The following is a 25,955-nucleotide window of genomic DNA, read 5'->3' on the forward strand; positions in this document are numbered from 1 at the left end:
CCAGCGTCGGTATCGCGCGACCCCGGGTCCGGGGTGGTGGGTTCAGGCCGTTGGCCCGTCCTCCACCGAGGTGTCCTCCGTCGGGCTGCCCGACGACGCGCGGTCGCCCGCGGTGGTCGCCGTGGCACCCGGCGCCGTGCCGGGCGAGGTGTCGGGGACGGCCGGGCCGGCGAGGATCAGGTAGAGCTCGCGGCGCGTGCGCTCGAGGAGCTCTGCGGCCGCCGTCGTCTGCTCGTCGGTGCCGGTGCGGGCGACCTGGTGGACCGCCGCGGCCACAGCCTCGACGCCTGCGCGCAGCTCGCGCCGCGGGCGGCCGCCGCGACCGGCGGCGTCGGCGAACGGGTCGCCCAGCTCGTCGGCGTGCTCCGCGACGTACGCGGTGCCCGCCTCGGTGAGCGTCGCGAGGCGGCGCCCGCCGTCGGCCGAGAGCTCGACGAGCCCCTCGTCCTGGAGCAGGTTCAGGGCCGGGTAGACCGCGCCGGGGCTCGGGCGCCACTGGCCCTCGCTGCGCTCCGCGATCTCCTGGATGACCTGGTACCCGTGCATGGGCTGCTCGGCGAGGAGCAGCAGGACGGCGGCGCGGACGTCGCCGCGACCGGCGCGCCCGGGGCCGCGACCGCGGCCCCCGTGCCGGCGACCGCCGTGACCCGGACCGAAGCCGGGCCCGCCCGGGCCGAACCCGGGGCCTCCCGGGCCGAACCCGCGACGGTCGTCGGCCGGGCCGCCGGGGCCGAAGCCCCGGCCGCCGTCGGCCGGTCCGCCGAACCCGCGTCCGCCACCGCGGCGGGCTCCGCCGCGGCCACGGGGGCCGTCGCCGCGGAACCAGCCCGCGTCGTCGGGCACGGGCGGGAAGCCGTCGCGACGACGGCGGTCCGGGCGCGGCCCGGGTCGCTCGCCGAACGGCTGGGACATGTTCTGGACGTTCTCCGGGGTCCTGCCCCGGTGCTGGTGTGCGTGGTGCATGAGAGGTGTCTCCTGTCCGTGGATGTTCGAGGGCTCCGGGTGGTCCGCGGAGCGTGGCGGGCCGGTCCGGCCGCGCGGTCGTCGCGAGCCGCATCTCGGGCTCAGCGATACGGTAACGATATATCGATGGAATATCGCTGTCAACACCCTTGCTGCTCGCGTGCCGTCCCAGGACGCGCACACCTCCCGGACGTACGCTGACTTCCAGCAGCCAACCGGCAGCCACCAGCAGCACCGGGCGCATCCCCCGTCCGGCACCCACCCGGGCCGCACCACCCCGGCGGCCCGGCTCCCGCGAGGAGGCGGCGATGCGCCCAGGCCAGCCCCGGCACTACCTGATGTGCCGGCCGACGTACTTCACCGTCAGCTACGAGATCAACCCCTGGATGGACCGGCGCACACCGGTCGACACCGCGCTCGCGGTCGCGCAGTGGGAACGCCTGCGCGACACCTTCCGCGACCTCGGCCACACCGTCGAGACGATCGACCCCGTCCCCGGCCTGCCGGACATGGTCTACGCGGCCAACGGCGCGACCGTCGTCGACGGCCTCGTCTACTCCGCGCGCTTCACCCACCCCGAGCGCGGGCCCGAGGGCGCCGCCTACCTCAAGTGGTTCGCCGACCACGGGTACGTCACGCACCTCGCGGAGCACGTCAACGAGGGCGAGGGCGACCTGCTGCTGGCCGGCGACGTCGTGCTCGCCGGCACCGGCTTCCGCACCGAGCGCGCCGCGCACGCCGAGGCCGCGGCCCTGTGGGGCCGGGAGGTCGTGACGCTCGAGCTCGTGGACCCGCGGTTCTACCACCTGGACACGGCGCTCACCGTGCTGCGCGGCAACGAGGGCACCGCCGGCATCCCGGGGGCCGACGACGCCGCGCACCCCGACGACACCACCCACCCCGCGCTCACCGGCCCGCCGGCCGTCGACGTCGTCTACCTGCCCGCCGCGTTCTCCCCCGCCGCGCAGGAGGTGCTGCGCGAGCGCTACCCCGACGCGCTCCTCGCGACCGAGGAGGACGCCGCCGTGCTGGGCCTCAACGCGGTGAGCGACGGGACGCACGTCGTGCACTCGCCGCGTGCGGGCCGGCTCGCCGCGGCGCTGCGCGAGCGCGGCTACGAGACGGTCGCGGTGGACACGTCGGAGCTCCTGCGCGGCGGCGGCGGGGCCAAGTGCTGCACGCTCGAGATCCGCGAGCCCGCCGTCCACTCCCCGGCGCCGGCCGGGAGCGCGTCGTGACCGCCCAGGAGGTCCGCGCGTCGGACGGCCGCAGGGGCGGGAGCAGCGCCACCGGCCCGCTCGGCGGTGACCGGTCGGCTGACGGCACCGGCGGCGGTGCGCTCGCGCACAACTACCACCCGCTGCCCGTCACGGTCGCGAGCGCCGAGGGGTCGTGGGTCACCGACGTGACCGGTCGCCGCTACCTCGACCTCCTCGCGGGGTACTCGGCGCTCAACTTCGGGCACCGGCACCCCGCGCTCGTCGACGCCGCCACGCGCCAGCTCGGCCGCGTCACGCTCACGTCGCGCGCGTTCGACCACGACCTCCTGCACCCGTTCGCCGAGGCGCTCGCGTCGCTCGTCGGGCCGCTCACCACGGGCGGGGCGGACTCCCTCGTCCTCCCGATGAACACGGGCGCGGAGGCCGTCGAGACCGCGATCAAGACGGCGCGCAAGTGGGGCTACGACGTCAAGGGCGTACCCCCGGGCGAGGCGACGGTCGTCGTCGGCTCCGGCAACTTCCACGGCCGCACGACGACGATCGTGTCGTTCTCCGACGACCCCGACGCCCGACGCGGGTTCGACCCGTACACGCCGGGGTTCCGCCTCGTGCCGTACGGCGACGCCGACGCGGTCGCCGCCGCGATCGACGACACGACCGTCGCCGTGCTCCTGGAGCCGGTGCAGGGCGAGTCGGGCGTCGTCGTGCCGCCCGACGACTACTGGCCGCGCCTGCGCGCGATCACGACCGCGCGGGACGTCCTCCTCGTGGCCGACGAGATCCAGTCCGGCCTCGGGCGCGCCGGGGCGACGCTCGCGACCGAGACGTGGGGCGTGCGACCCGACCTCGTGACCCTCGGCAAGGCGCTCGGCGGCGGGATCGTGCCGGTCTCGGCCGTCGTCGGGCGGCGTGACGTGCTCGAGGTGCTCACGCCCGGGACGCACGGCAGCACGTTCGGCGGCAACCCGCTCGCGTGCGCGGTCGGGCTCGCGGTCGTCGAGCTGCTGCGCACGGGCGAGCCGCAGCGACGCGCACGCGAGCTCGGCGCCGGGTTCCAGGACCGTCTCAGCAACCTGGCCGACGCGGGCCTGCTCGACGGCGTCCGCGGCCTCGGCCTGTGGGCGGGCCTCGACCTCGACCCGGCGCGCGGGACGGGCCGCGACCTCTGCGAGGCGCTGCTCGCGCGCGGCGTCCTCGCCAAGGACACGCACGGCTCGACCATCCGCCTCGCTCCCCCGCTCACCATCGCGGCCGAGGACCTCGAGACCGGGCTGTCCGCCCTGGAGGACGCCCTGACGGACCTTGCGCGGGGTCGGTAGAGTCCGGAGGGTGACCACGCCCGAGCCCACCGCACCCGGTACCACCACCCTCGCGTCGTCCCTCGACGACCTGCGTCGCGCGTACGCCGACCTGCAGGCGCTGGGGCTGAAGCTCGACCTCACGCGGGGCAAGCCCTCGGCCGAGCAGCTCGACCTCTCCGAGGCCCTGCTCGCGCTCCCGGGCGAGGGCGTGCACACGGACGCCGACGGCACGGACGTGCGCAACTACGGCGGCCTCGACGGGCTGCCCCAGCTCCGGCGCATCTTCGCCGAGCTGCTCGGCGTGCCCGTCGAGCAGCTCCTCGCAGGCGGCAACGCGAGCCTCACGCTCATGTACGACACGCTCGTGTACGCGACGCTCTTCGGCGTCCCCGGGTCCGAGCGCCCGTGGGGCCGCGAGGAGAAGGTCCGCTGGATCTGCCCCGTGCCCGGCTACGACCGCCACTTCTCCGTGTGCGAGGCGCTCGGCATCGAGATGGTCACCGTCCCCGTGACGGCGGACGGCCCCGACGCCGCGGCCGTCGCCGCGCTCGTCGCCGACGACCCGACGATCAAGGGCATGTGGGTCGTGCCGACGTACGCGAACCCTGACGGCTCGGTCGTCACGGAGGAGGTCGCGCGGGCGCTCGTGTCCGTGCCCGCCGCCGCCCCCGACTTCCGCATCCTCTGGGACAACGCGTACGCCCTGCACCACCTCACCGACGACGAGGTCCGCAGCGCCGACGCGATCGCGCTCGCCGCCGAGGCCGGTCACCCGGACCGCGTGATCCTCTACGCCTCGACGTCGAAGATCACGTTTGCCGGCGCGGGCGTCGCGTTCCTCGCGTCGTCCCCCGCGAACGTCGCCTGGTACAAGAAGCACCTGTCCGCCCAGTCCATCGGCCCGGACAAGGTCAACCAGCTCCGGCACGCGCTGTTCTTCGGCGACGCCGACGGCGTGCGGGCCCACATGCGCAAGCACCGCGACATCATCGCCCCCAAGTTCGACGCCGTGACGAGCATCCTCGCCGACCGCCTCGGCGGCACGGGCGTGGCGTCGTGGACCGAGCCGAAGGGCGGCTACTTCGTCAGCCTCGAGGTCGTGCCGGGCACCGCGTCGCGCGTCGTCGAGCTCGCGAAGGCCGCCGGCATCGCGCTCACGCCCGCGGGCGCCCCGTTCCCCTACGGCAAGGACCCGGAGGACAAGGTCCTCCGCCTCGCCCCGACCCTCCCCCCGATCGAGGAGGTCCGCGTCGCGATGGACGGCGTCGCGACGTGCGTCCTCCTCGCGGCAGCGGAGCACGCCGCTCGGTAGAGGACCCCGGACCCGCGAGGTAGAGCCTCCGGTCGCGAGGTAGAGCCCCCCGGGTTCTCCCTCGCGGCCGGAGGCTCTACCTCGTTCCGGCGCATCTCTTCGCTCCTGGCGCATCTCGCTGGTCAGCGTCCCCTTCTCCGGCGCACGATGAGGGGGGTGCACGACCGATGAGTTCTGCCGGCCCGGGCGGTCGGTGGGTGCGTGGGTGGCCCGGACGCTCCGGGCGGCCCGTCGGCAACGGCCAGGAGGGGACATGACCGAACCTGCACGCGGCGACCTCGCCGTCGAGGCGCGCGGCCTCGTCAAGCACTTCGCGACCGGGAAGTCGGTGACCAAGGCGGTCGACGGCATCGACCTCCTCATCCCCGAGGGCACCGTGTTCGGCGTCCTCGGGCCGAACGGCGCGGGCAAGACGACCGCCGTCCGCATGCTCGCGACGCTCCTGCGCCCCGACGCGGGCACGGCGCGGGTCCTCGGCCACGACGTCGTGCACGACGCCGACAAGGTGCGGTCCGTCGTCGGGCTCACCGGGCAGTACGCGTCCGTGGACGAGGACCTCACGGGCACGGAGAACCTCGTCATGCTCGCGCGGCTGTACGGGTTCCTCGGCGGCACGGCACGCGGTCGCTCGGCCGAGCTGCTCGACGCGTTCGGGCTCGGGGACGCGGGCGACCGTCAGGTGAAGACGTACTCGGGCGGCATGCGGCGGCGCATCGACCTGGCGGCCAGCCTCGTCATGAGCCCCCGCGTCATCTTCCTCGACGAGCCGACCACCGGGCTCGACCCGCGCAGCCGCAACCAGGTGTGGGACATCGTGCGCGTCCTCGTCGCCGACGGCGCGACCGTGCTGCTCACGACCCAGTACCTCGAGGAGGCGGACCAGCTCGCCGACCGCATCGCCGTGATCGACCACGGCAAGGTCATCGCGGAGGGCACCGCGACCGAGCTCAAGCGGTCGGTGGGCGAGGGCGCGGTCCACCTGCGCCTCGCCGACGCGACGCAGCGGGGCCGGGCCGCGGAGGTCGTGGGCGCGCTGCTCGGCACGGACATCACGCTCGCGAACGACCCGTACGCGTTCACCGCGCGCGTGCCCGACGACGGCGCGGCGGACGTCGCGCGGATCCTGCCCGCCCTCGGCGACGAGGGGATCGTGGTGCCCGAGTTCACGCTGGGGCAGCCGAGCCTCGACGAGGTGTTCCTCGCGCTCACCGGTCAGCCCATGGACGACGACGAGACGATCGAGGAGGTGGCCTGATGGCCGCGGACCCCATGACCACCGCCGCGGAGCTGCGCGCCCCGGAGGCGAACGCGCTGCGCGCGGCGGTCGCGCTCGACCGGCGACCGGACCGGCCGTCGCCCGTCTCGGCGACCCTGACGTACACGTGGCGCGCGCTGCTGAAGATCAAGCACGTGCCCGAGCAGCTGTTCGACGTCACGGTCTCGCCGATCATCTTCACGCTGATGTTCACGTACCTGTTCGGCGGCGCGCTCGCCGGCGACGTGCAGAGCTACCTGCAGTTCCTGCTGCCCGGCATCCTCGTGCAGGCGGTGCTCTTCACGACGATCTACACGGGCTACACGATGAACACGGACATCAGCAAGGGCGTGTTCGACCGGTTCCGATCGCTGCCCGTGTGGCGGCCCGCGCCGATCGTCGGCGCGCTGCTCGGCGACACCGTGCGCTACACGATCGCCTCGGTCGTGACCCTCGCGCTCGGCCTCGTGCTGGGCTTCCGCCCGCCGGGCGGCGTCGTCGGCGTGGTCCTGGGGATCGTGCTGCTGCTGGTGTTCGCGTTCGCGCTCAGCTGGGTGTTCACGGCCCTCGGGCTCGTGCTGCGCTCCCCCAACGCCGTCATGGGCACGTCGATGCTCGTGCTCATGCCGCTCACCTTCGCGTCGAACATCTTCGTCGACCCGTCGACGATGCCCGTCGTGCTGCAGCGCTTCGTCGACGTCAACCCGGTCACGCACCTCGTCACCGCGGTGCGCGGGCTCATGGCGGGCGAGCCCGCGACGGAGGGGATCGTGTGGGTCCTCGTGGCGTCCGTCGTGCTCACCGCGATCCTCGCCCCGATCACCATGCGGCTGTACCGCAACCGGAGCTGACCCCGCGCCGGGGCACCACGCGCCGTGGTGCCCCGGCGTGCCGGCCGCTCAGCCCTCCTGGGCCGTCGGCTCGTCGTCCTCGCACTTCTTGGTCACGACCATGACGGGGCACGCGGAGTGGTGCAGCACGGCCTGGCTCGTGGAGCCCAGCAGCAGGCCGCGGAAACCGCCCCGCCCGCGCGAGCCCACGACGATGAGGTCGGACGCCGTGGAGAACTCCGTGAGGAGCTCCGCACCCGTGCCGTCGAGCACGATACGCTTGATCGTCAGCCCGGGGTGCTCCGCCTCGTGGCGGTCGATGATGACGTTCAACCCTTCGGTGACGTCGGCCAGGACCTGCTCGTGGTCGATCGACGCCGGCAGCCACGCGAGGAGACCCGCACCGGCACCGACGGGGACGCCGGCGACCGCGACGAGCTCGGCGTCCCAGGCGCGGGCCTGACGGATCGCGTGCCGCAGCGCGATCTCCGCGGACGGCGACCCGTCCACCCCGACGACGATCCGGCGCAGGTCCCGCACCGGCGGCAGCTCCTGCGCGCCGCCCTCGTCGCCCTTCCCGCCCGCGCGGTACGGCACGACGACCGTCGGGCAGTGCGCGTGCGCGGGCAGCGCGGAGGAGACGGTGCCGAGCAGCCGCTCGGTGAAGCCGCCGCGCCCCCGCGTGCCGACGACGACGAGCGCGTGCTCGCGCGACATCTCGACGAGGACCCCCGCGGCGTCGCCGGTCGTGACCGTCGCCGTCGTGCGGACCCCGGCGCCCTCGGCGCGGGCGCGAGCCTCTTCCAGGACGGCGCGCGCGCCCTCCTGGATGGCCGAGTCGTCGAGGGCCGCGTAGCCGCCGTCGAGCGACGCCGCCGTGAACGACGGCAACGAGTAGGTGCACACGATGTGGAGGGGCCACCCCACGCGCAGCGCGTACGCCGCCGCCCAGTCCAGGGCGTGGAGGCTCGGCGCCGAGCCGTCGACACCGACGAGGACGGATTCCGTGCGGGTCATGAGCGACTCTCCTCTCGACGGCCCGGTGCCATCGGACGACCAACCTAGCCGAGACCAGGCCCGGCCGTCCGTCTGCCACGAGTCACGAACACGTCAAGAATGCCACGAACCCCGCCCGCTCGCGCAGAGTGCGAGCGGACGGGGTTCGTCCAGCCAGTGACCGCGGGGGTCCTGATCGGGTGAGCGATCAGGCCACGCGGATGAAGGTGGGGTTCGACTGCCAGATCTGGCGGAACTGGACCGACTTCCCGGGACGCGGGGCGTCGATCATCATGTTGTCGCCCGCGTAGATGGCGATGTGGCCCGGCGTCCAGATGAGGTCGCCCGGCTGCGCCTGGTCGCGCGACACCTTGGTGCCGACCGAACCCTGGGCGCCCGACGTGCGCGGCAGGTTGATGCCGACCTGGGCGTAGACGTAGCTGGTGAAGCCCGAGCAGTCGAAGCCGTCGGGGGTGGTGCCGCCGTAGACGTACGGGACGCCCACGTAGCGAGCCGCGATCGAGACGATCGACGAGCCGTAGGCCGACGCCGGGGCGCCGACGGAGGCCTCCTGCTGGGCCGATGCCTGCGACTCGTCGGACGACGACGACGGCGTGGACTGGCGCTCCTGCGTGCGGCTCGTCTGCGTGGTGCGGACGGGCTCGGGCTCGGGCTCCGGCTCCGGCTCAGGGGCCGGGGTCACGGTGACCGGGGCCTCCTCGATGGTGAACGCCGCGTCGGCCGCGACGGTCACGGCCGGGGCGGCCTCGAGGGCCTGGCGGGCCTGCGCGGTGAGGGCGCTGAGGTCGACGGCGTTGAGCTTGCCGGACTCGTTGTCGACCGGGGCGGCCGTCGCGGGGGCGGCGGCGCCGATCATCGAGACGATGAGGCCGGAGGACGCGGCGACGACGGCGGTACGACGACCGACGCTCGACATCTGGTCCGATGCGGCCTGGGCGATGGTGCTGAGTGGCGTCACGGGACGCCGCGCCGCGCGGTGGCGGGCGCGAGTCGTGCTCACGGTCACTGTTGCCTCTCCTGGACGCCTGCGAGGTCAGCTGTCGGGTTCGGGTGGAAGAGTCACCCGGCCTGGCGGACCGGAGTCCGTCGGGCTTCACCCCAAGGGCGCTGTCTCCAGCACCCGGAAGTGGGTCCCCCGTCCCTGTCATCGGGTCGTCGTGGGCCTCTCGCGGTGACAGGGTTAGGCGTTCCGCGCGAGGTCTCCGCCAGATGGGTATCCCGACGGAGCAGGACGACCGTACAGGACCCCTCGGCAAAAGTCACGTTCCCATTACGACGGAACGCGGCCCCTCGCATCGCCGCAGGTCACGGCGTTTCCCCCGGTGAACGGGCGGCTATCCGCGGGCGACGAAGAGGTGGCGCGCGACGTCGTCGGGCAGGTCGAGGACGACCGGCGCACCCTCTCCCTGCACGGTGACCCCGCCGGCCGGCGCCGGGCGCACCACGAGCGTGCGGCGCGGCAGCACCCCGGCCTGGGCGAACCGCGCGAGGAGCTCGACGTCGACCTGGACCGGCTCGGCGATCCGCTGGAGCACGACGCGCACCTCACCGCCGCCGAGACCGTGCTGGGCGAGGTGGACGGGGAGCGACACGACGCCGTCGAGGAAGTCGACCTCCTCGAGCTGCTCCCCGAGCTCCGGCAGGCCCGGGATGGGGTTGCCGTACGGGTCGAAGTGCGGGTGGTCGAGCAGCCCGAGGAGCCGCTCCTCGACGAGCTCGCTCATCACGTGCTCCCAGCGGCACGCCTCGGTGTGCACGTACTCCCAGTCGAGCTTGATGACGTCCGTGAGGAGCCGCTCGGCGAGCCGGTGCTTGCGCATGACGCGCGTCGCCTTCTCGTGGCCCGCGAGCGTGAGCTCGAGGTGGCGGTCCCCCGTGACGACGACGAGCCCGTCGCGCTCCATGCGCGCGACCGTCTGCGACACCGTGGGCCCCGAGTGGCCGAGGCGCTCCGCGATGCGCGCGCGCAGGGGGACGATGCCCTCCTCCACGAGCTCGTAGATCGTCTTCAGATACATCTCGGTGGTATCGATCAGATCGGTCACGTCACGCTCCCAGTCGCTCGTCGGCTCGGGGCGCCCGGTCGTCGCTCCACGGGGCGCCTGCCCGCACCGGCGGGCCGCTGGGGGTCAGTCTATGGCGAGCCCGTGACCCGACCGGGGTGTCGTCCAGGGGCACCCGTGGTGCCTGGTGGCCCGCGCCTCCCCGCGGGACCCCGGCGCGGACCGTGCGGTGACGCACGGCCTGTGGACGAGGCTCCCGGGTCGCGCCGCGCGCGCGTAGGGTGACGCCGTGCCCGATCTCGCGAACACCTCGATCACGATCCCCTCGGACCTCCTGCCGGCCGACGGCCGCTTCGGGTCCGGGCCGTCCAAGGTCCGCGCCGCGCAGGTCCGGGCGCTGTCCGACGCCGGCACCTCGCTGCTGGGGACGTCCCACCGGCAGGCGCCCGTCCGGTCGCTCGTGCGCCGCACGCGCGAGGGCCTGGCCACGCTGTTCGCGCTGCCCGACGGCTACGAGGTCGTGCTGGGCAACGGCGGCTCCACGACGTTCTGGGACGTCGCGACGGCGTGCCTCGTCCGCTCGAAGGCGCAGCACGCGGCGTTCGGCGAGTTCGGCGCGAAGTTCGCCGCCGCGACGACCGCCGCGCCGTTCCTCGCGCCGTCCCAGGTGATCTCGGCCCCCGCCGGGACCGTCGCGCTCCCGGAGCCCGCCGACGACGTCGACGTGCACGCGTGGCCGCACAACGAGACCTCGACCGGCGCGATGGCGCCCGTGCGCCGCGTCCCCGGCTCGCGCGAGCGCGGCGCGCTCACGCTCGTGGACGCCACGTCCGGCGCGGGCGCGATCCCCGTGGACGTCGCGGAGGCCGACGTCTACTACTTCGCGCCGCAGAAGGTCTTCGGGTCGGACGGCGGCCTGTGGCTCGCGCTGTGCTCGCCCGACGCGCTCGCGCGCGCGGAGGAGGTCGAGAGCAGCGGCACGCGCTGGGTCCCGGAGTCGCTGTCGCTGCGCACGGCGGCCGCGAACTCGCGCCAGGACCAGACGCTCAACACGCCCGCGATCGCGACGCTCGTCATGCTCGCCGAGCAGGTGGAGTGGCTCCTGGGCAACGGGGGCCTGGAGTGGGCCGCCGCCCGGTCCGCCGAGTCGGCCGCGCACCTCTACGGGTGGGCGGACTCGCGCGAGTGGGCGACGCCCTTCGTCGCGAACCCGGCGGAGCGGTCGACGGTCGTCGGCACGATCGACCTGGACGACGCGATCGACGCGACGGCCGTCGTCGCCGCGCTGCGCGAGAACGGCGTGCTCGACGTCTTCCCGTACCGCAAGCTCGGCCGCAACCAGCTGCGCGTCGCCATGTTCCCGGCGATCGAGCCCGACGACGTCCGCGCCCTCACCGCGTGCGTGGACCACGTCGTCGACCACCTCGGCTGACGAGCGCGACCGAGGTCCGCGCCCAGCACGAGGCCGGTGCCGCCCGGGAGACCGGGGCGGCACCGGCCTCGTGGCTCGGCGGGAGGGGCGGCGTCAGGCCGCCCGGGCGGCCTCCTGCGCGTCCTCGGCCTCGATCCGGCGCCGCGCCTCGGCGCGGGCGGAACGGTCGGTCGGGGTCCCGGCGTCGAGGTAGCGCACCACGAGGTGCGGGCGCTGCAGGACGCGGTACCGGACCTCGAGGTGCCAGTTGCGCACGGCCCAGACGGCGGCGCCCACCGCGACGAGCGCGGCGGTGATCGACCCGACGCCGATCGCCCAGCGCGGGCCCCACGCCTCGGCGATCCAGCCGACGAGCGGGGAGCCGACGGGCGTCGCACCGAGGAACACGATCATGTAGAGCGACATGACGCGCCCGCGCATGACGGGGTCCACGGACATCTGGATGGTCGAGTTGGCCGCGGTCATCATGGTGAGCGACGCGAGCCCCACGGGGATGCACGCGACGGCGAAGCTCGCGTACGTGGGCATGAGCGCCATGACCCCCGTGGCGACGGCGAACCCGAACGCGGACCCGATGACGAGCCGGACGCGCGGGCGCTCCCGGCGCGCGGCGAGCAGGGCCCCGGTGAGCGACCCGATCGCGAGGATGGACCCGAGGATCCCGTACTCCCCCGGACCCATGCCGAACTCGACCTTCGCCATCATCGCGGACGTGAGCTGGAAGTTGAGCCCGAACGTCGACACGACGCCGACGACGACCATGATGACGATGATGTCCGTCCGTCCGCGCACGTACCGGATGCCCTCGCGGATCTGACCCTTCTCGCGCGGCGCGCTGGGCAGCACGTGGAGCTCGCGCGTGCGCATGTACAGCAGCGCGAGGATGGTCGCCCCGAAGGTCACGCCGTTGATGATGAACAGCCAGCCGGAGCCGACGGCCGCGATGAGCAGCCCGGCGACGCCCGGCCCGACGAGGCGCGCCGCGTTGAACGACGCGCTGTTGAGCCCGACGGCGTTGGAGAGCTTGTCGGCGGGCACCATCTCGGCGACGAACGTCTGGCGCACGGGGTTGTCGAACGCCGAGACGACGCCGAGGAGGCCGGCGAACACGTAGACGTGCCACAGCTCGACGTTGCCGGACAGCACGAGCGCGCCGAGGCCGAGCGCGAGCAGTCCCATCGCGCCCTGGGTGGCCATGAGGAGCCGACGGCGCGGGAGCCGGTCGGCGAGCAGGCCCGCCCACGCGGACAGGGCGAGCACGGGCGCGAACTGCAGCGCGGTGACGACGCCGACGGCGACGCCGGAGTTGTCGGTGAGGTCGCTGAGGACGAGCCAGTCCTGCGCGACGCGCTGCATCCAGGTGCCGACGTTCGCGACGAGCGCGGCGCCGAACCAGACGCGGTAGTTGTAGTACTGGAGGGAGGAGAACGTGGTGCTCATCGGGCGGCGATCCGGGTCAACAGCTCACTGGCGCGGGCCAAGGTCTCTCTTTCGTCAGGGGTGAGGGAGGACAGCTGCTGCGTGAGCCACGCGTCCCGGCGGCGCCGCGTCTCCTTGACCTCGCGCACGCCGGCGTCCGTGAGGCGCACGACGACCTGACGGCGGTCGCTCGCGTGCTCCCCCTTCTCGACGAGACCCATCTCGACGAGGGCGTTGACGGCGCGGGTCATCGACGGCGGCCGGACGCGCTCGTGCTCCGCGAGCTCGCTGGGCGACATGGCGCCGTGCTTGTGCAGGACGGTGAGGACGCCGAACCGCCCCTCGGGGAGGTCCGCCTCGCCGCGCTGGGCACGCAGCCGCCGGGAGATCCGGGTGAGCGCGACCCGCAGGTCGCCTCCGAGCGTCGCGGGCCGGTACTGGTTCCGGGTAGGAGCAGTGAGGTCCGCAGCAGGCATGATAGTTACCCTAACTCATTACCCTAGGTAAGGAAAGAGGTGCAGGTCACGTCCAGGGGCGCGCCGGAGAGGCACCACGCCTGGGCGCGGGCAGCGCCTCGGCAGGTGCCTGTCGGCCCTGCGGCGAGGACGCGAGGGCGGCCTGCCCGGCGGTCGGGTCAGGGCACGTAGGCGACGACGACGTCACCCTCGCCGTCCACGACGACGGCCCCCGTGCCGTGCGGGACGAACACGGACTCCCCCCGCACGAGCCGCGTCCCGGCCGCGGTGTCCGCGCTGGACGCGGCCGCGAGCGTCACCGCGCCGTCGAGGCACAGCACGACGCGCGGACCGGCGGCGGGCAGCGGCACCGCGCCCGCGACCCGGCCGGCCCGGAGGGCGAACTCCGCGACGGGCGGGCGGTAGGCGACGAGGCCGGTGCCGTCGTCGACGAGCCGCGGTCGCGCGGCCGGACCGGGCGTGCACGTGGCGCACTCGAGCAGGGCGTCGACGTCCACGAGCTTGCTCGTCAGCCCGGCCCGCAGCACGTTGTCGGAGCTCGCCATGATCTCGACGGCGCACCCGGACAGGTACGCGTGCACGTGCCCCGAGGGGACGAACATCGACTCCCCGGGCTCCAGGGTGACGCGGTTGAGCATGAGGGACACGACGGCGCCCGGGTCGCCCGGGTGCTGCTCCGCGAGCGCGAGGACGGTCGCGTCGGCGCGGCGCGACGTGCGGCGGCCCCCCGGCGCGGGCACCGCCGGCTCGCGCTCGGCCCGGGCACGGACGGACGCGACGGTCAGCGCGAGGTCGGCCGCGACGTCGGGCTCCGCGCGGGCGTGGAGCGCGAGGGTGAACGCGTCGCGGACGCCCGCCTCGGTGGGGCGGGCGCGCAGGGTGTCGCGCATCCGTCCGGCGAGCGCGCCGTCGAGCCCGTCGAGCAGCTCGAGGATGCGCGCCGGCCGGCGGAACCCGGAGAGGCCCTCGAAGCGGGAGACCGCCACGACCATCTCGGGCTTGTGCTGGTCGTCGTGGAAGCTGCGCAGCGGCGAGTCGTGCGCGACGCCCTCCCGGTTCTCGCGATTGAACCCGGCGCGCGCGAGGTGCGGGCGCGGGTGCACCTGCAGCGAGAGCGCGCGGTCGGCGGCGAGCACCTTGAGGAGGTACGGCAGCCGGGGACCGTACTGGTCGAGGACGCGTTGGCCCAGCACCCCCACCGGGTCCGCGCGCACCAGGTCCGCGAGCGTCGTGCCCGACGCCGTCTCCGCGCCCGGGTGCGACGTCCCGCCCGGGCGGGCGCCGCCGTCGGGCACGACGCGCGACGGCGCGAGCGGGTGCGCCCCCATCCACAGCTCGGCCGCCGGACGACCGTCCGGTACCACCCCCAGGAGGTCCTGGATCGCCGACGTCGAGCCCCAGTCGTACCGCTGGACGGTGTTCTCCAGCCGGTAGAACGCCGACGGACGAGCGCCGGGGAGGGCGTCGTCCACCGACGCCTCCCCCGACCGCTCGTCCGCCGCGCTCGTCATGGGCCGAGCCTAGAGGCCCAGGGCGTCCCGGATGGGGCCGAGGAGGAAGTACACGACGAACATCGCCGCCGCGACCCACATCAGCGGGTGGATCGCCCGGACCTTGCCGAGCGCGAGCTTGATGAGCACGAAGGCGAGGAAGCCCGCCCCGATGCCGTCCGCGATCGAGTACGTGAACGGCATGACGATGATCGTGAGGAAGGCGGGGATGCCGATCTCGACGTTCTTCCAGGAGATGCCGGCGATCTGCGTCATCATGAGGAACCCGACGAAGACGAGCGCGGGCGCCGCGGCCTCGTACGGGACGAGGGCGACGAGCGGCGACAGGAACGTCGCCAGCAGGAACGCGACACCCGTGACGACCGACGCGAGGCCCGTGCGGGCGCCCTCGCCGGCGCCCGTCGTCGACTCGACGAAGCTCGTGTTCGAGGACACGGACCCGGCACCACCGGCCGCCGCGGCGATGGAGTCGACGACGAGGATCGCGCGCGAGCGCGGCGGGACGCCCTCGGCGTCGTTGAGGCGCGCCTCGGCGCCGACGGCGACCATCGTGCCCATCGAGTCGAAGAAGTCGGCGAGCAGGAGCGAGAACACCAGCAGGATCACGGTGACGGTCGCGATGTTCTGGAACGAGCCCAGGAGGGAGAACTGGCCGAGGAGGCCGAAGTCCGGGACCTGCACGACGCCGTCGAACGTGGGCGCGTTGAGGTTGAAGCCGTCCGGGTTCGAGCCGTCGGGGGCCTTCGCGCCGATGTGGAGCGTGTTCTCCAGCACGACGGCGAGCACGGTCGCCGTGAGGATCGCGACGAGCAGCGCGCCCTTGACCTTGCGCACCCACAGCACGATCGTCAGCACGAGGCCCACGACGAACACGAGGATCGGCCACGTGCCGAGGTTGCCGAGCGCGAGCAGCGTGCCGCTGCCCGCGGTGACGAAGCCCGCGTTGACGAGGCCGATGAGCGCGATGAACAGGCCGATGCCGACGCTGATGGCGGTCTTCAGCTCGAGCGGCACGGCCCGGAAGACGGCCTCGCGGAACCCGGTGAGCACGAGCACGAGGATGATGAGGCCCTCGATGACGACGAGGCCCATCGCGTCCGCCCACGTGACCCCGGGCAGCGACGCGATCGAGTACGCGACCACGGCGTTGAGGCCGAGCCCGGCCGCGAGACCGAGCGGGAAGTTCGCGAAGACGCCCATGGCGAGCGTCATGACGCCCGCGACGAGCGCGGTGGCCGCGGCGATCTTGCCGAAGTCCGGCTCGGCGCCCCCGCCGAGGAACTGGCCCGTGCCGTCCTGGACGGTCCCGATGATCAGCGGGTTCAGCACGATGATGTAGGCCATCGCGAAGAACGTCACGAGACCGCCGCGGATCTCGGTGCCGATCGTCGAGCCGCGCTCGGTGATCTTGAAGAAGCGGTCGATCGCGCCGCGCGCAGGCACGGGGGCGTGCTCGTCCTCACGGACGGAGGTGGGGGTGGACATGGGGAGAATGCTGCCAGAACCGTGTGACCGCGCGGTAACGCGCCGGACACGGTCGGGCATCGCCCGCCGGGGTCGTCCGTGCACGTCAGGCCGCGCCGACGGCGTCGAGCGCCGTCCGGGGTGTGCTCGACGCCACGTCGGTCCGCCCGGACGTCGCGGCGACGTCGTGCGCGCGGGGCGCCCCGTGACCGTGCCCGAGGGACTCGGCCGTCGCGAGGTCGGTGAGGCTGCGCGGCGCGCCCGAGGCGAGCTGGACCGCGTGGAGGACGTCGAGGATCGCGTTCGCCCGCTCCCCGGCGGGGCCCGCGGGGACGCCGTGCACGACCCGGGCGGGGTGCAGGAGGTCGACGACGGCGTGGCCCGGCCGGTGCTCGTCGGGCACCCAGGCGACCGTGGCCGGGACGCCGTCCGCGGCGAGGCACGCGGCGAGCAGCTCGGCGGTGCCTGCGGGGACGCGGGCCCGGCCGACGACGAGGTCGCCGGGGCCGAGGTGCGGGGCGAGGCCGTCGAGCGCGTCCCGCAGCGTCGCGACGCGCGCCGCACCGCCGGCGTCGGGTGCGGCCCCGGCGCCGACGCAGAGCAGGTGCACGCGCGCACCGGCGACGGCCGTGCGGTCGGTCGTCGGGCGCAGGCGCCCGCTCACGAGGCCGAGCGCGAGGAGCCGGGGCAGTCGCGGCTCAGCGGTCCTCGGACCCGACCGGAGCGCGGCGAGCGCGCGCGGGTCCGGGTCGAGGAGCACGACCTCGTGCCCGGCGGCGGCGAGGCAGGCCGCGTGCAGGACGCCGCGGCGCCCGCCTCCCGAGACCGAGACCCGCACGGCGCACCTCCTCCTGCCCGCCCCGACACCCCGGCGAGCCTCAGTAGGCCCCGGAGCCGGAGAACACCGCGCGCGCCGTGCGCGCGAGGATGAGGAAGTCGCCGAACATCGTCCAGTTCTCCACGTAGTACACGTCGAGGCGGACGCTCTCCTCCCACGACAGGTCCGACCGGCCGCCGACCTGCCACAGGCCCGTGAGACCGGGCTTGACCAGAAGCCGACGGCGGACCTTCTTCTCGTACTTCTGCACCTCGCGCGGCAGCGGGGGCCGCGGGCCGACGAGGCTCATGTCGCCGCGCAGGACGTTGAGGAGCTGCGGCAGCTCGTCGAGCGAGTAGCGGCGCAGCACCCGGCCGACGGGCGTCACGCGCGGGTCGTCGCGCATCTTGAACAGGAGGCCGGAGCCGTCGTTCTGCTCCTCGAGGTGCTCGACCTCGCGGTCGGCGCCCACGCGCATCGAGCGGAACTTGTACATCGAGAACGTGCGGCCGTTGCGCCCGACGCGCTCCTGGCGGTAGAGGACGGGACCGCGGCTCGTGAGGCGGACGGCGAGGGCGACCGCGACGAGCACAGGCAGCGCGACGAGCGTGATCAGGGCCGCGCCCGTCCAGTCCACGACCGACTTCACGGCGAACTTGGGCCCCGTGAAGCGGGGCGCGTCCACGTGCAGGAGCGCGACGCTCTCGGCAGGCGTGATGGTGATGCGGGGGCCGGCGACGTCCGCGAGCTCCGCCGTGAGCATGAGGTCGACGCCGAACGGCTCGAGCTCCCAGCCCAGGCGGCGCACGACCTCGGCCGTGATGGCGTCCGAGCCGGAGACCGCGACGACGTCCGCGCCCACCCGGGTCGCGACCTCGCCCGCGTGCCGGAGCTCGCCGAGCACCGGGACGCCGTGGATCTCCTCGCCCGCCCCGAACCCGCCCGACGGGACGCACACGCCGACGACGCGGTAGCCCGACTCGTCGCGGGAGTTGAGGTCGCGGATGAGGCGCTCGGCCTGGTCCCGGTGCCCGATCGCGAGCACCGCGGACCGCATGCCGCCGTGGGCGCGCTGACGGTGGAGCCACTGGCGCCACGCGTACCGGCCCGCGAGCAGCCCGCCGAGGCCGAGGGGGAACGCGAACGCGAGGTAGCCCCGGGTCTCCGGGAAGCGGAGCAGGAAGGCGAGGACGGCGAGCACCGCGAAGAGGCGCCACGACGCGTCGAACACGCGGTGGTACTCGGTGGGCCCGCTGCCCATGACGCGGGGGTCGCGCGTCCGGCTGGCCACGAGGGACACGGACCAGGCGACGCCCACGAGCACGGACAGGACCACGTAGGGGACGCGGGCCCGGCTCACGGGCTCGTCGATCACGGCGTCCCAGCGCAGGAAGTAGGCGACGAGCACGGCCACGACGATCACGACCGTGTCGGTGACGAGCAGCCGGCGGCGGTAGGCGACCTCCCAGCCCTGCGCCGCGAACGCGGCCCGCGCGGCACGGATGCGTGCCGCGGGCGACGCCGTGAGAAGGGTGCGCAGACCTCGTCTCGTGTCGTCGGTGACGCTGTGGGACATGCGTCCACCTCCGGTCGGCTCCACACCCTGCATGGCGACTCATCCTAGGTTCGAGAATGTGCGATAACGAGGGTTGACGAGGGCTTTCACCCGGGTGAGAAGGCGTTCCGGACGACTGCTGTCCGGAAGGTCCCGGGCCGCAGGATCCTGCGGTTCTCGCCGTGTCCGCGCGTCGTGAAGGAATTCACTGGACAGGTGTCCAGGTCTGACGTTCCGCCGCGCGCGACACTGTGTGCGGAGAAGTCGTGGAGGAGTGCCCGCCCGGATACCGGGTCGGTTCGAGCTGGACGGGCGACCACGAGCGGGAGAGCGTGGTGGGCCGCTTGCATCGTAGCGCGCGGTTGCGGGTGCTCCGGACGTGTGCTCACACCGGAGGGGAAGAGGCGCAGGTCACGCCTGTGACGCGCCGTGGGGGTGAAAAAACCTGCGCGTCGCTACGATGCTCGGGTGCCCTCGGTCGTGACCCTCCTCCTCCACCCCGAACGCCGGCGCCCCGACCCGGCGCCCTGGCGAGTCGACCTGCGCGTCGTCATCCTCGCCGGCATGGCGCTCTGGACGGTCGCGCTCGTCGTGTGCGCCGTCCTGCTCGCCACCGGGACCCTCGCGCCCCGCGCGGTCGCGACGTGCGCCGTCGGGCTCGCGCTCGGCGCCCTCGGGCTCGGCTGGGAGCGGCGGAACCGGACCCGCTACCGCGCGTCCGCCGACGACTGAGGGTCGTCCCAGGCCGTCCGCGCCACCGCGCCCTGCGCCCCGCGCGGGTCGCGGAGCACCTCCTCGAGCACGTGCCGCGCGCCGTAGCGTCCCGCGACGACGGCGAGCGCCGCCGCGAGCCCCGCCGGACCGGTCGCGTGCACGACGACGTCCGCTCCCCCACGACCCTCGACCCACCACGGGACCACGACCCCGCCGACACGGAGGTCGTCGTGCCGTTCCCAGGTGCGCGGCAAGGGCTCGCCGACGACGGTCCCCGCCTCGGCCGGGACGTCCTCGCGGTGCCCTGGCTCGTCCGGCGCGGGCGCGGGGCCCGCGACCGTCGCGACGTCGAGCAGGTCCGCGAGGTCGTCGACCAGGCGTCGCGTGGCCGGGACGAGCGGACGCAGCGGCGCCCACATCGGGTCCGGGGCCACCGCGACGTCGTCGGCCGCCGCGACGACGACCGTCCCGCCGTGCAGCGCGGGCACCCGCGCGGGGGCCGGGTCGAGCCGCACGCCGCTCTCCGCCAGCGTCTCCAGGGCGCGCCACAGGGCCAGCGCGGCCGCGGCGTCGACCGGTGACCCGACGGGCGGCAGCCCGTCCAGCAGGTCGGCCCACTCCTCCGGGTCGAGCTCGGCGAGGTCGTGCACGCCCCCGACGGCGGCGAGCGCCGCGTCGTCGAGCCCCGCCACCTCCGGCGGCGCCGGACGCAGGAACGCCGTGGCGGGGCCGCCGTCGAGCGCGAAGGGCCCGCCGAGCTCCTCGCGCAGCCACCACGCCGTGTACGACCGGGCCGACGCCGCACGCCCGCCCTCCGCGCGCACGGGCGTGAGCATCGCCTCCCGCGCCGCGGGGTCGCCCGCGAGCCGGGCGAGCACGTCGGGCCATGCGCCGTCGGCCACCGCGTCCAGGTCCGCGACGGCGAGCACGTCCCCCACGTACGCCTCGGGGCCGAGCGTCGACGCGAGGTGCTCGAGGTACCCCGCCCAGTCGGAGAGCCAGCCCTCCGGCGCGTGCGGGTCCAGGTCGGGCTCGTCGTCGTCCGGCGCGGGCGTGAGCACGTCGCGCACCCGCAGCACGGTCGGTCCCGCCGCCGCGCCCACCGCGCGCAGCGCCGGCTCACCCCAGCGGGCGACGACCCCCGGGTCGACGACGTCGAGCCCGTCGAGCACGTCCGCCGCCCAGGTGCCCGGCAGGGCGCAGCCGCGCGCGGGCGACCAGCCGCCGTCCGTCGTCGGGACCGGGACCTCGCCCCACCAGAACGGCAGCACGTCACCGGCCGGGTCCCGGACGTCGCGGAGGGCGGCGGTGACCAGCGCGAGCAGCCGCTCGACCTCCGCCGCGGGGTCGTCACCCGCGTCGGCGGCGTCGGCCGCGGCGAGCACGCGCTCGCGCACCGCGCCGTCGGCGAGCACCGCGCGCAGGTCCGTCGCGCGGGCGCCCAGCCGTTCGAGCAGCGGGTGCGCGGCCCGCGGGTCGACGACGCGCAGACCGAGGTCGACGGCGTCCCGCGGGTCGAGCGCCCCGCCGTCCGCGCCGTCGTCGAGGAGCAGGAGGCCGCGCGCCCCGCGCACGACCTGCCCGCCGAGGAGCGGGACCGGGAGCGCGCCCAGCGCCTCGAGCACCGACCGGTCCCCCGCGTGCGGCGCGAGCGCCTCGTACAGCGCCCGCCAGCGCTCGGGGTCGGCGACGAGCGGGAGGTCGTCCACGACGTCGGCCAGGTCCACGACCTGCGCCCCGAGCGACCGCGCGACCGCGCGCAGCGGGCCCGGCACGTCCACGAGGTGCGCCGCCCCGAGCTCGGCACGCACACGCGCGTCGCCCACGTCCCCGGCGAGGACGCGCGCCTCGGCGGGCGCGAGGAGCCGCCGCTCGCCCCGCTGCGGCGCACCGTGCTCGTCACGGTCCGCGAGGATCGGCGGGTCTTCCAGGGTCTCGTCCCGCGCGCGACCGGGCTGGTCGGGCGGCAGGTCGAGCGGGAGGAGCGGCGTGCGGGCCAGGGCCGCCGTCGCCGCCGTGCGGACCGCCTCGTCGACCGCGCTCGCCGGCAGCCCGGTCGGGACGAGCGCGAGCACGTCGGCGCCGCGGCCGGCCGCGAGCGAGCCGAGGAGCGCCGCGAACGCGCGACCCGCCTCATGGGCGACGTGATCCGTCACGGCACCGCGCGGGACGTGCCGGCGCGCGGGGTCGAGCGGGAACGTCGCCAGGAGCAGGGCCGGGAAGGTGAGCCGCTCGTCCGTCGGGGTGGGCGCGTGCAGCGCGGCCGGTGCCGCCGCGTCGTGGGGCAGCGCCCAGGTCACCGACCAGCGGTCCGCGCCGCGCTCCTCGACGGGACGGTCCGCGAGGAGCGCGGGGTCGAGCGTCCCCTCGCGCCGCAGCACCGTCCAGCGCTCGTCGACGTCCGCGACCCGGCGCTCCGCGACGCCGTCGCCCGCCACGACGACCTCCGTGAGCGCGGGCAGCGCGAGCAGCAGCGGGTCGCCGACGTCCGCGAGCTCGGCCCGCACGGCGTCGAGCGCCGCGTCGTCGCGCAGCTCGACCTCGACCACCGTGTCGTACCCCGCCGGCACCTCGACGCGCGCCGGGAACGGGAGGCGCAGCACCGGGAGCCGGTCACCGCGCCCCGCGACCTCGGCGGCGAGGTCCGGGCGGTCCGCCACGACGTCGGCGAGCGCGACGCGCGTGCGGTCGAGCGAGAGCTCGACGGCGTGGTCTCCCGCGCCGACGCGTACGCGGTCCGCGACCGAGCGGACCGCCGCGAAGCCGACCCCGAACCGACCCACCGTGCGCGGGCCACCGGCTGCGCCCGCGCCCCGACCCGTGGCCGAGGCCCGCATCGCGACGAGCGACGCGACACCCGCCGCGTCGAGCGGCTCGCCCGTGTTGGCCGCGCGCAGCACCCAGCGCGCGTCGGGGTCGGACGGCGCGTGCAGGCTCAGCCGGAGCCGACCGGGGACACCTGCGCGGGCGGCGGCGTCGGCGGCGTTCTGCGCGAGCTCGACGACGACCCGCCCCCGGTACGACCCGTGGGCGTGGTCCTCCTCCGTGTTCGCGTCCTCGCGCAGGCGCGTCAGCGAGGACCGCCACGCCTCCAGGACCGCACGGCGCAGCGCGGCCGTCCCGAAGACGTCCTGCGTCACTCCCGCGGCTCGTCCGGCGCGGCGTCGACGGCGGGGTCCGGCGCGGTCTCGGACTCGTCCGGCGCGGCCTCGGGGTCAGGGGCGGTCTCCGCGTCGTCCGGCACGGCGTCGGGGACCGGGGCGGTCTCCGCGTCGTCCGGCGCGGTCTCCGCGCCGTCCGGCTCGCCGGCCACGGGGTCCTCCGGCGCGGTGTCAACGGGCGTCGGGGCGTCGGCCACCGGCGTCGGCTCGTCCTGCGCCGCCGGAACCGTCTCGTCCGGGGCGGTCTCCGTCGGCGCGGCCCCGTCCCGGGCCGCCTCCTTCCGGGCGACCGCGGACTCGAGGAGCGTGACGATCTCGACGTGCAGCTCGTCGACGAGCGGGTCCGGGTCCGGCCACTCGCTGCGCTGCGGCTCGACGTCCGTCTCCGAGTGCGCACCGCAGCCGTGGTCGAGGCTCACGACCTTGCCGTCGTCGGGCGACCACTCGTTCGCGCACACGCCGAAGACCTGGCCGAGGCTGCCCTGGAGCGGCACGAGGAAGCCGCACGACCCGCAGTCGGCCGCGGCGGCGACGGCGCCGCGCGTCGTCGGGCCGCGCGACCCGCGGTACCAGCGCTCCGCGGCCTCGTCGCGGCCCTGCGGCGACAGCACGCGGGCACGCGCGAGCGCGAGCTCCTCGATCGCGACGGCGTCCTGCTCCTCGTCGCCCGTGGGCACGTAGCCGGGCTCGAGGCGCGGGTCGTCGGCGCGGAAGGGCAGCACGTCGCCCGGGCCGACGTCGCCCGGGCGCAGGCGCTCGGACCACGGGAGCCACGACGGCGCGAGCAGCGCACCGTCACCGGGCAGGAGCTCGACCTCGCACACCGTGGCCGTCCGGCCGCGCGGCACGCGCGCGAGCGTCACGGTCCAGTGCCAGCCGCGGTAGCCGCGCATCGTGCACGCGAAGCGGTGGGAGATGAGCCGGTCCGCCTCGGCGACCGTGCCGAGGTGCTCGCCCACGTCCTCCGGGCTCTCGGCCACCTCCTGCGCCGCGGCGCGCGCGAGCTCGACCGCGCCCGTGAGCACGGCGTCCCGCGCCGCGCGTGCGGAGACTCCTCGGACGCGCTCCTCTGCGGCTGCCACGGCGGACATCGTCAGGCCTCGATCTCGTCCGCGACCGCGCGCAGGACCGCGGCGACCTTGGTGGCCTTGCCCTTCTCCGGGTAGCGGCCACGGCGCAGGCCGTTGCCGATCCCGTCGAGCTCCTTGATGAGGTCCTCCACGATGACCGCCATCTCGTCCGCCGAGCGACGCTTCGCCTTGACGACCGAGGGCGCCGGGTCGAGGAACGTGACGGCGAGCGCCTGCGGGCCACGGCGCCCGTCGGCGACGCCGAAGTCGACGCGAGCGCCCGGCTTGGGCGCGGGGGCGTCCGCGGGCAGCGCGGAGGCGTGCAGGAAGACCTCGCCGCCGTCGTCGTTGGCGATGAAGCCGAACCCGCGTTCGGTGTCGAACCACTTGACCTTGCCGGTGGGCACGTGGACCTCGTTCGTGCTCGTAGGAACCAGAACCCCCAGGTTACCGGCCACGCGGCGGCAAAGCCGCATCCATACCGCGGGCGAGCCCAGGGCGAGCCCGGACGACCGGCCGCGTCCCCGCCGTCGTCCGGGTCAGCGCGGGGCCGACCGCGGGACCACCCCGGCGTCCGCCCCGACCCGCAGCGCGACGGCGTCGAACCAGTCGGCGTAGTCGGCGACCGTGCGGTGGAGGTGGCCGAACAGCTCGAACGACACCGTGCCGAACAGGGTCGTCCACGCCATGAGCGTGCGCACGACGGCCTCGGGCGGGACGTCGGGCGTCGTGAGCCCGCGGGCGCTCACGTACGCGACGGCGGGGGCCACGAGCGCGGCCGCGTCCCCGCCCGACGGCGGTGCGGGCGCGGGGCCCTCGCCGTCTGCCCAGGAGTCGGCGACGACCCGGACCAGGGTCCGCACGACGCGCGTCGCGGGCTCGACCGTGTCCTGCGGCGCCGCGTACCCCGGCACGGGGGTGCCGTAGAGCAGCCCGAACTCCCCGGGCCGCGCGACGCACCAGGCGCGCAGCGCGCGGCACGCGGCGAGCCAGCGGCCGGGCAGGTCGTCCCGCGCGACGGCGGCCTCCGCGGCCTCGACGGCGACCCCGAGCTCGTCGTAGCACTCGACGAGCAGCGCGGTGAGCAGCGCGTCCCGGCTCGGGAAGTAGCGGTAGACGGCGGACGACACCATGCCGACGTCGCGCGCGACGGCCCGCAGCGAGAGCGCGGCGGGTCCGTCAGCCACGAGCCGCGTGCGGGCGGCGTCGAGGATCTCGCGCGTGAGGGTCTCGCGCGCCAGGGCGCGCGCCGTCCGAGGTGCCGTCATGCCGTCAGGGTCGCAGACGAGAGCGCTGACCACCAGCGAGAGCGGCGCTCTTGCTTTGTCGTGGCCGTCGTGCCAGGCTGCTGTCGAAACGAGAGCACTGCTCTCGGAAAGGAGCCCTCATGTCCAGCACCTCGTCCTCCGACGACCGGCACGTCGTCGTCGGCGCCGGCCCCGTCGGTCGCCACGTCGCCGCCGAGCTCGCGGCCCGCGGGTCGCACGTCACCGTCGTCACCCGCAGCGGACGTGACACCGGGCTCGCCGGCGTCACGCACCTCGCACTCGACGCGTCCGACGCCGACGCGCTCAGCCGCGCCGCGGACGGCGCCGCCGTGCTCTACAACTGCGCCAACCCCGGCGACTACACGCAGTGGGAGAAGGTCTGGCCGCCGCTCGCCGCCGCGCTGCTCACCACGGCGGAGCGGACGGGCGCCGTCTACGCGATCACGGGCAACCTCTACCCCTACGGGCCGGTCGACGGGCCCATGACCGAGGACCTGCCGGACGCCGCGACCGACCACAAGGGCATCCTGCGGGCCCGGCTGTGGGCCGACGCCCTCGCCGCGCACCACGCCGGCCGCGCGCGGGTCGTCGAGGTGCGCAGCTCCGACTTCGTCGGGCCTGGGGTCGGCGCCAACGGCCACGTGTCACGCGTCGTCCCCGCCGCGCTGCGCGGCCGGGCCGTGACGATGATCGGCCGCACCGACCTGCCGCACTCGTTCACCGACGTGCAGGACGCGGCGCGCACGCTCGTCGCGGCGGCCGCGGACCCGGGGGCGCTCGGCCGCACCTGGCACACCCCGAGCAACCCGCCGCGCACCCAGCGCGAGGCGCTGACCGACGTCCTCGCGAGCGTCGGGCACCCGCCGGTCCGGGTCCGCTCGCTGCGCGGCCCCGGGCTCGCCGTCGCCGGGCTGTTCTCGCCGCTGCTGCGCGAGCTGCGCGACCTCGCCTACCAGTGGGAGCGCCCCTACGTCCTCGACGACACCGCGGCCCGCGATCGCTTCGGCATCGAGCCCACGCCCTGGGACGAGGTCTGCCGGCGGACCGCCCGCGGCTGACCGGTCGCTACCGTCCGGCCGCGCGAGTCGGCACGTCGTGCGCTGTTCGGCACCAGGGGTTGCCGAGGTCCCGCACGTGGTGCCGAACCGCGTCCGCATCGCCGAAGCG

At 75.1% G+C, this 25,955-nt stretch carries 22 protein-coding genes and 1 riboswitch; of the genes, 8 read left to right on the plus strand and 14 right to left on the minus strand.

Annotation, left to right across the window (positions count from 1 at the left end):
• Positions 1-42 precede the first annotated feature (42 nt).
• The gene (locus B9L22_RS14910; RefSeq protein ID WP_233140165.1) at positions 43-963 is read right to left on the minus strand and encodes a PadR family transcriptional regulator; all 921 of its coding nucleotides are present in this window, start codon (positions 961-963) and stop codon (positions 43-45) included.
• Positions 964-1,271: 308 nt separating this feature from the next.
• Here B9L22_RS14910 and ddaH point away from each other — a divergent pair, with 308 nt between their 5' ends.
• The 5 genes from ddaH to B9L22_RS14935 all read left to right on the plus strand — a co-directional run bounded on the left by ddaH (position 1,272) and on the right by B9L22_RS14935 (position 6,902).
• Positions 1,272-2,201, plus strand: coding sequence for a dimethylargininase (ddaH, locus tag B9L22_RS14915; protein WP_086150947.1), 930 nt, complete (start codon positions 1,272-1,274; stop codon positions 2,199-2,201).
• Positions 2,198-3,502, plus strand: coding sequence for an ornithine--oxo-acid transaminase (gene rocD, locus B9L22_RS14920; RefSeq protein WP_086150948.1), 1,305 nt, complete (start codon positions 2,198-2,200; stop codon positions 3,500-3,502). The genes ddaH and rocD overlap by 4 nt, the downstream gene beginning before the upstream one ends.
• A 10-nt stretch (positions 3,503-3,512) precedes the next feature.
• Complete coding sequence (locus B9L22_RS14925; RefSeq protein ID WP_086150949.1) at positions 3,513-4,796, plus strand: aminotransferase class I/II-fold pyridoxal phosphate-dependent enzyme; 1,284 nt, start codon at positions 3,513-3,515, stop codon at positions 4,794-4,796.
• A 253-nt stretch (positions 4,797-5,049) separates the two neighbouring features.
• Positions 5,050-6,051 carry an ATP-binding cassette domain-containing protein gene (locus B9L22_RS14930; protein WP_086150950.1) on the plus strand — a complete coding sequence of 334 codons (1,002 nt, stop codon included), beginning with the start codon at positions 5,050-5,052 and terminating at the stop codon, positions 6,049-6,051.
• Complete coding sequence (locus B9L22_RS14935; RefSeq protein WP_233140166.1) at positions 6,051-6,902, plus strand: ABC transporter permease; 852 nt, start codon at positions 6,051-6,053, stop codon at positions 6,900-6,902. The genes B9L22_RS14930 and B9L22_RS14935 overlap by 1 nt, the downstream gene beginning before the upstream one ends.
• Positions 6,903-6,950: 48 nt before the next feature.
• On the opposite strand, the gene B9L22_RS14940 is transcribed toward B9L22_RS14935, so the two are convergent.
• The 3 genes from B9L22_RS14940 to B9L22_RS14950 form a co-directional block, all read right to left on the minus strand.
• The gene (locus B9L22_RS14940; protein WP_086150951.1) at positions 6,951-7,898 is read right to left on the minus strand and encodes a universal stress protein; all 948 of its coding nucleotides are present in this window, start codon (positions 7,896-7,898) and stop codon (positions 6,951-6,953) included.
• Positions 7,899-8,085: 187 nt separating this feature from the next.
• Positions 8,086-8,898 (minus strand): C40 family peptidase, encoded by an 813-nt coding sequence (locus B9L22_RS14945; protein WP_369824843.1) that lies wholly within the window; start codon positions 8,896-8,898, stop codon positions 8,086-8,088.
• A 7-nt stretch (positions 8,899-8,905) separates the two neighbouring features.
• Positions 8,906-9,095: riboswitch (cyclic di-AMP (ydaO/yuaA leader) on the minus strand.
• A 137-nt stretch (positions 9,096-9,232) separates the two neighbouring features.
• Positions 9,233-9,943, minus strand: coding sequence for a metal-dependent transcriptional regulator (locus tag B9L22_RS14950; RefSeq protein WP_086150952.1), 711 nt, complete (start codon positions 9,941-9,943; stop codon positions 9,233-9,235).
• Between the two features lie 247 nt (positions 9,944-10,190).
• On the opposite strand from B9L22_RS14950, the gene serC reads away from it, so the two are divergent.
• Entirely contained in the window at positions 10,191-11,333 is a 1,143-nt protein-coding gene (gene serC / locus B9L22_RS14955; RefSeq protein WP_233140168.1) for a phosphoserine transaminase, read from the plus strand.
• A gap of 93 nt (positions 11,334-11,426) precedes the next feature.
• Here serC and B9L22_RS14960 read toward each other — a convergent pair whose 3' ends face one another.
• The 6 genes from B9L22_RS14960 to B9L22_RS14985 all read right to left on the minus strand — a co-directional run bounded on the left by B9L22_RS14960 (position 11,427) and on the right by B9L22_RS14985 (position 18,596).
• Positions 11,427-12,773 (minus strand): MFS transporter, encoded by a 1,347-nt coding sequence (locus tag B9L22_RS14960; RefSeq protein ID WP_061268052.1) that lies wholly within the window; start codon positions 12,771-12,773, stop codon positions 11,427-11,429.
• Positions 12,770-13,228 carry a MarR family winged helix-turn-helix transcriptional regulator gene (locus B9L22_RS14965; protein ID WP_021483075.1) on the minus strand — a complete coding sequence of 153 codons (459 nt, stop codon included), beginning with the start codon at positions 13,226-13,228 and terminating at the stop codon, positions 12,770-12,772. Before B9L22_RS14965 ends, B9L22_RS14960 begins: the two co-directional genes overlap by 4 nt.
• Before the next feature lie 158 nt (positions 13,229-13,386).
• Positions 13,387-14,739 (minus strand): mannose-6-phosphate isomerase, class I, encoded by a 1,353-nt coding sequence (manA, locus tag B9L22_RS14970; protein ID WP_086150953.1) that lies wholly within the window; start codon positions 14,737-14,739, stop codon positions 13,387-13,389.
• A 9-nt stretch (positions 14,740-14,748) separates the two neighbouring features.
• On the minus strand, positions 14,749-16,224 hold the full coding sequence (locus B9L22_RS14975) for an NCS2 family permease (RefSeq protein WP_034651820.1): 1,476 nt from the start codon (positions 16,222-16,224) through the stop codon (positions 14,749-14,751).
• Positions 16,225-16,309: 85 nt separating this feature from the next.
• A complete protein-coding gene (locus tag B9L22_RS14980) occupies positions 16,310-17,041 on the minus strand; it encodes a hypothetical protein (protein WP_086150954.1) in 732 nt (243 codons plus the stop codon).
• Between the two features lie 40 nt (positions 17,042-17,081).
• The gene (locus B9L22_RS14985; protein WP_021482865.1) at positions 17,082-18,596 is read right to left on the minus strand and encodes a sugar transferase; all 1,515 of its coding nucleotides are present in this window, start codon (positions 18,594-18,596) and stop codon (positions 17,082-17,084) included.
• A gap of 447 nt (positions 18,597-19,043) precedes the next feature.
• On the opposite strand from B9L22_RS14985, the gene B9L22_RS14990 reads away from it, so the two are divergent.
• Complete coding sequence (locus tag B9L22_RS14990) at positions 19,044-19,307, plus strand: DUF2530 domain-containing protein (protein ID WP_051028378.1); 264 nt, start codon at positions 19,044-19,046, stop codon at positions 19,305-19,307.
• Here B9L22_RS14990 and B9L22_RS14995 read toward each other — a convergent pair.
• From B9L22_RS14995 to B9L22_RS15010, 4 genes are all read right to left on the minus strand, one after another.
• Positions 19,283-22,429: a sacsin N-terminal ATP-binding-like domain-containing protein gene (locus B9L22_RS14995; protein ID WP_143317333.1), complete on the minus strand. Its 3,147-nt coding sequence runs from the start codon at positions 22,427-22,429 to the stop codon at positions 19,283-19,285. The genes B9L22_RS14990 and B9L22_RS14995 overlap by 25 nt on opposite strands.
• On the minus strand, positions 22,426-23,541 hold the full coding sequence (locus B9L22_RS15000; RefSeq protein ID WP_086150955.1) for a DUF3027 domain-containing protein: 1,116 nt from the start codon (positions 23,539-23,541) through the stop codon (positions 22,426-22,428). The genes B9L22_RS14995 and B9L22_RS15000 overlap by 4 nt, the downstream gene beginning before the upstream one ends.
• A gap of 2 nt (positions 23,542-23,543) precedes the next feature.
• The gene (locus B9L22_RS15005; protein ID WP_034651071.1) at positions 23,544-23,927 is read right to left on the minus strand and encodes a cold-shock protein; all 384 of its coding nucleotides are present in this window, start codon (positions 23,925-23,927) and stop codon (positions 23,544-23,546) included.
• 132 nt (positions 23,928-24,059) lie between these two features.
• The gene (locus B9L22_RS15010; protein WP_086151040.1) at positions 24,060-24,788 is read right to left on the minus strand and encodes a TetR/AcrR family transcriptional regulator; all 729 of its coding nucleotides are present in this window, start codon (positions 24,786-24,788) and stop codon (positions 24,060-24,062) included.
• Between the two features lie 119 nt (positions 24,789-24,907).
• Here B9L22_RS15010 and B9L22_RS15015 point away from each other — a divergent pair, with 119 nt between their 5' ends.
• A complete protein-coding gene (locus tag B9L22_RS15015) occupies positions 24,908-25,846 on the plus strand; it encodes an NAD-dependent epimerase/dehydratase family protein (protein ID WP_086150956.1) in 939 nt (312 codons plus the stop codon).
• Positions 25,847-25,955 lie beyond the last annotated feature (109 nt).

This window comes from Cellulosimicrobium sp. KWT-B, from assembly GCF_002127155.1.
Taxonomy (GTDB): domain Bacteria; phylum Actinomycetota; class Actinomycetes; order Actinomycetales; family Cellulomonadaceae; genus Cellulosimicrobium; species Cellulosimicrobium funkei.

Bases quoted from the DNA above. Each gene is read 5' to 3' on its own strand.
- B9L22_RS14910 (WP_233140165.1), bottom strand. From the start codon at position 963: ATGCACCACGCACACCAGCACCGGGGCAGGACCCCGGAGAACGTCCAG.
- ddaH (WP_086150947.1), top strand. From the start codon at position 1,272: ATGCGCCCAGGCCAGCCCCGGCACTACCTGATGTGCCGGCCGACGTAC.
- B9L22_RS14930 (WP_086150950.1), top strand. From the start codon at position 5,050: ATGACCGAACCTGCACGCGGCGACCTCGCCGTCGAGGCGCGCGGCCTC.
- B9L22_RS14935 (WP_233140166.1), top strand. From the start codon at position 6,051: ATGGCCGCGGACCCCATGACCACCGCCGCGGAGCTGCGCGCCCCGGAG.
- B9L22_RS14940 (WP_086150951.1), bottom strand. From the start codon at position 7,898: ATGACCCGCACGGAATCCGTCCTCGTCGGTGTCGACGGCTCGGCGCCG.
- B9L22_RS14960 (WP_061268052.1), bottom strand. From the start codon at position 12,773: ATGAGCACCACGTTCTCCTCCCTCCAGTACTACAACTACCGCGTCTGG.
- B9L22_RS14965 (WP_021483075.1), bottom strand. From the start codon at position 13,228: ATGCCTGCTGCGGACCTCACTGCTCCTACCCGGAACCAGTACCGGCCC.
- manA (WP_086150953.1), bottom strand. From the start codon at position 14,739: ATGACGAGCGCGGCGGACGAGCGGTCGGGGGAGGCGTCGGTGGACGAC.
- B9L22_RS14975 (WP_034651820.1), bottom strand. From the start codon at position 16,224: ATGTCCACCCCCACCTCCGTCCGTGAGGACGAGCACGCCCCCGTGCCT.
- B9L22_RS14985 (WP_021482865.1), bottom strand. From the start codon at position 18,596: ATGTCCCACAGCGTCACCGACGACACGAGACGAGGTCTGCGCACCCTT.
- B9L22_RS15000 (WP_086150955.1), bottom strand. From the start codon at position 23,541: ATGTCCGCCGTGGCAGCCGCAGAGGAGCGCGTCCGAGGAGTCTCCGCA.
- B9L22_RS15010 (WP_086151040.1), bottom strand. From the start codon at position 24,788: ATGACGGCACCTCGGACGGCGCGCGCCCTGGCGCGCGAGACCCTCACG.
- B9L22_RS15015 (WP_086150956.1), top strand. From the start codon at position 24,908: ATGTCCAGCACCTCGTCCTCCGACGACCGGCACGTCGTCGTCGGCGCC.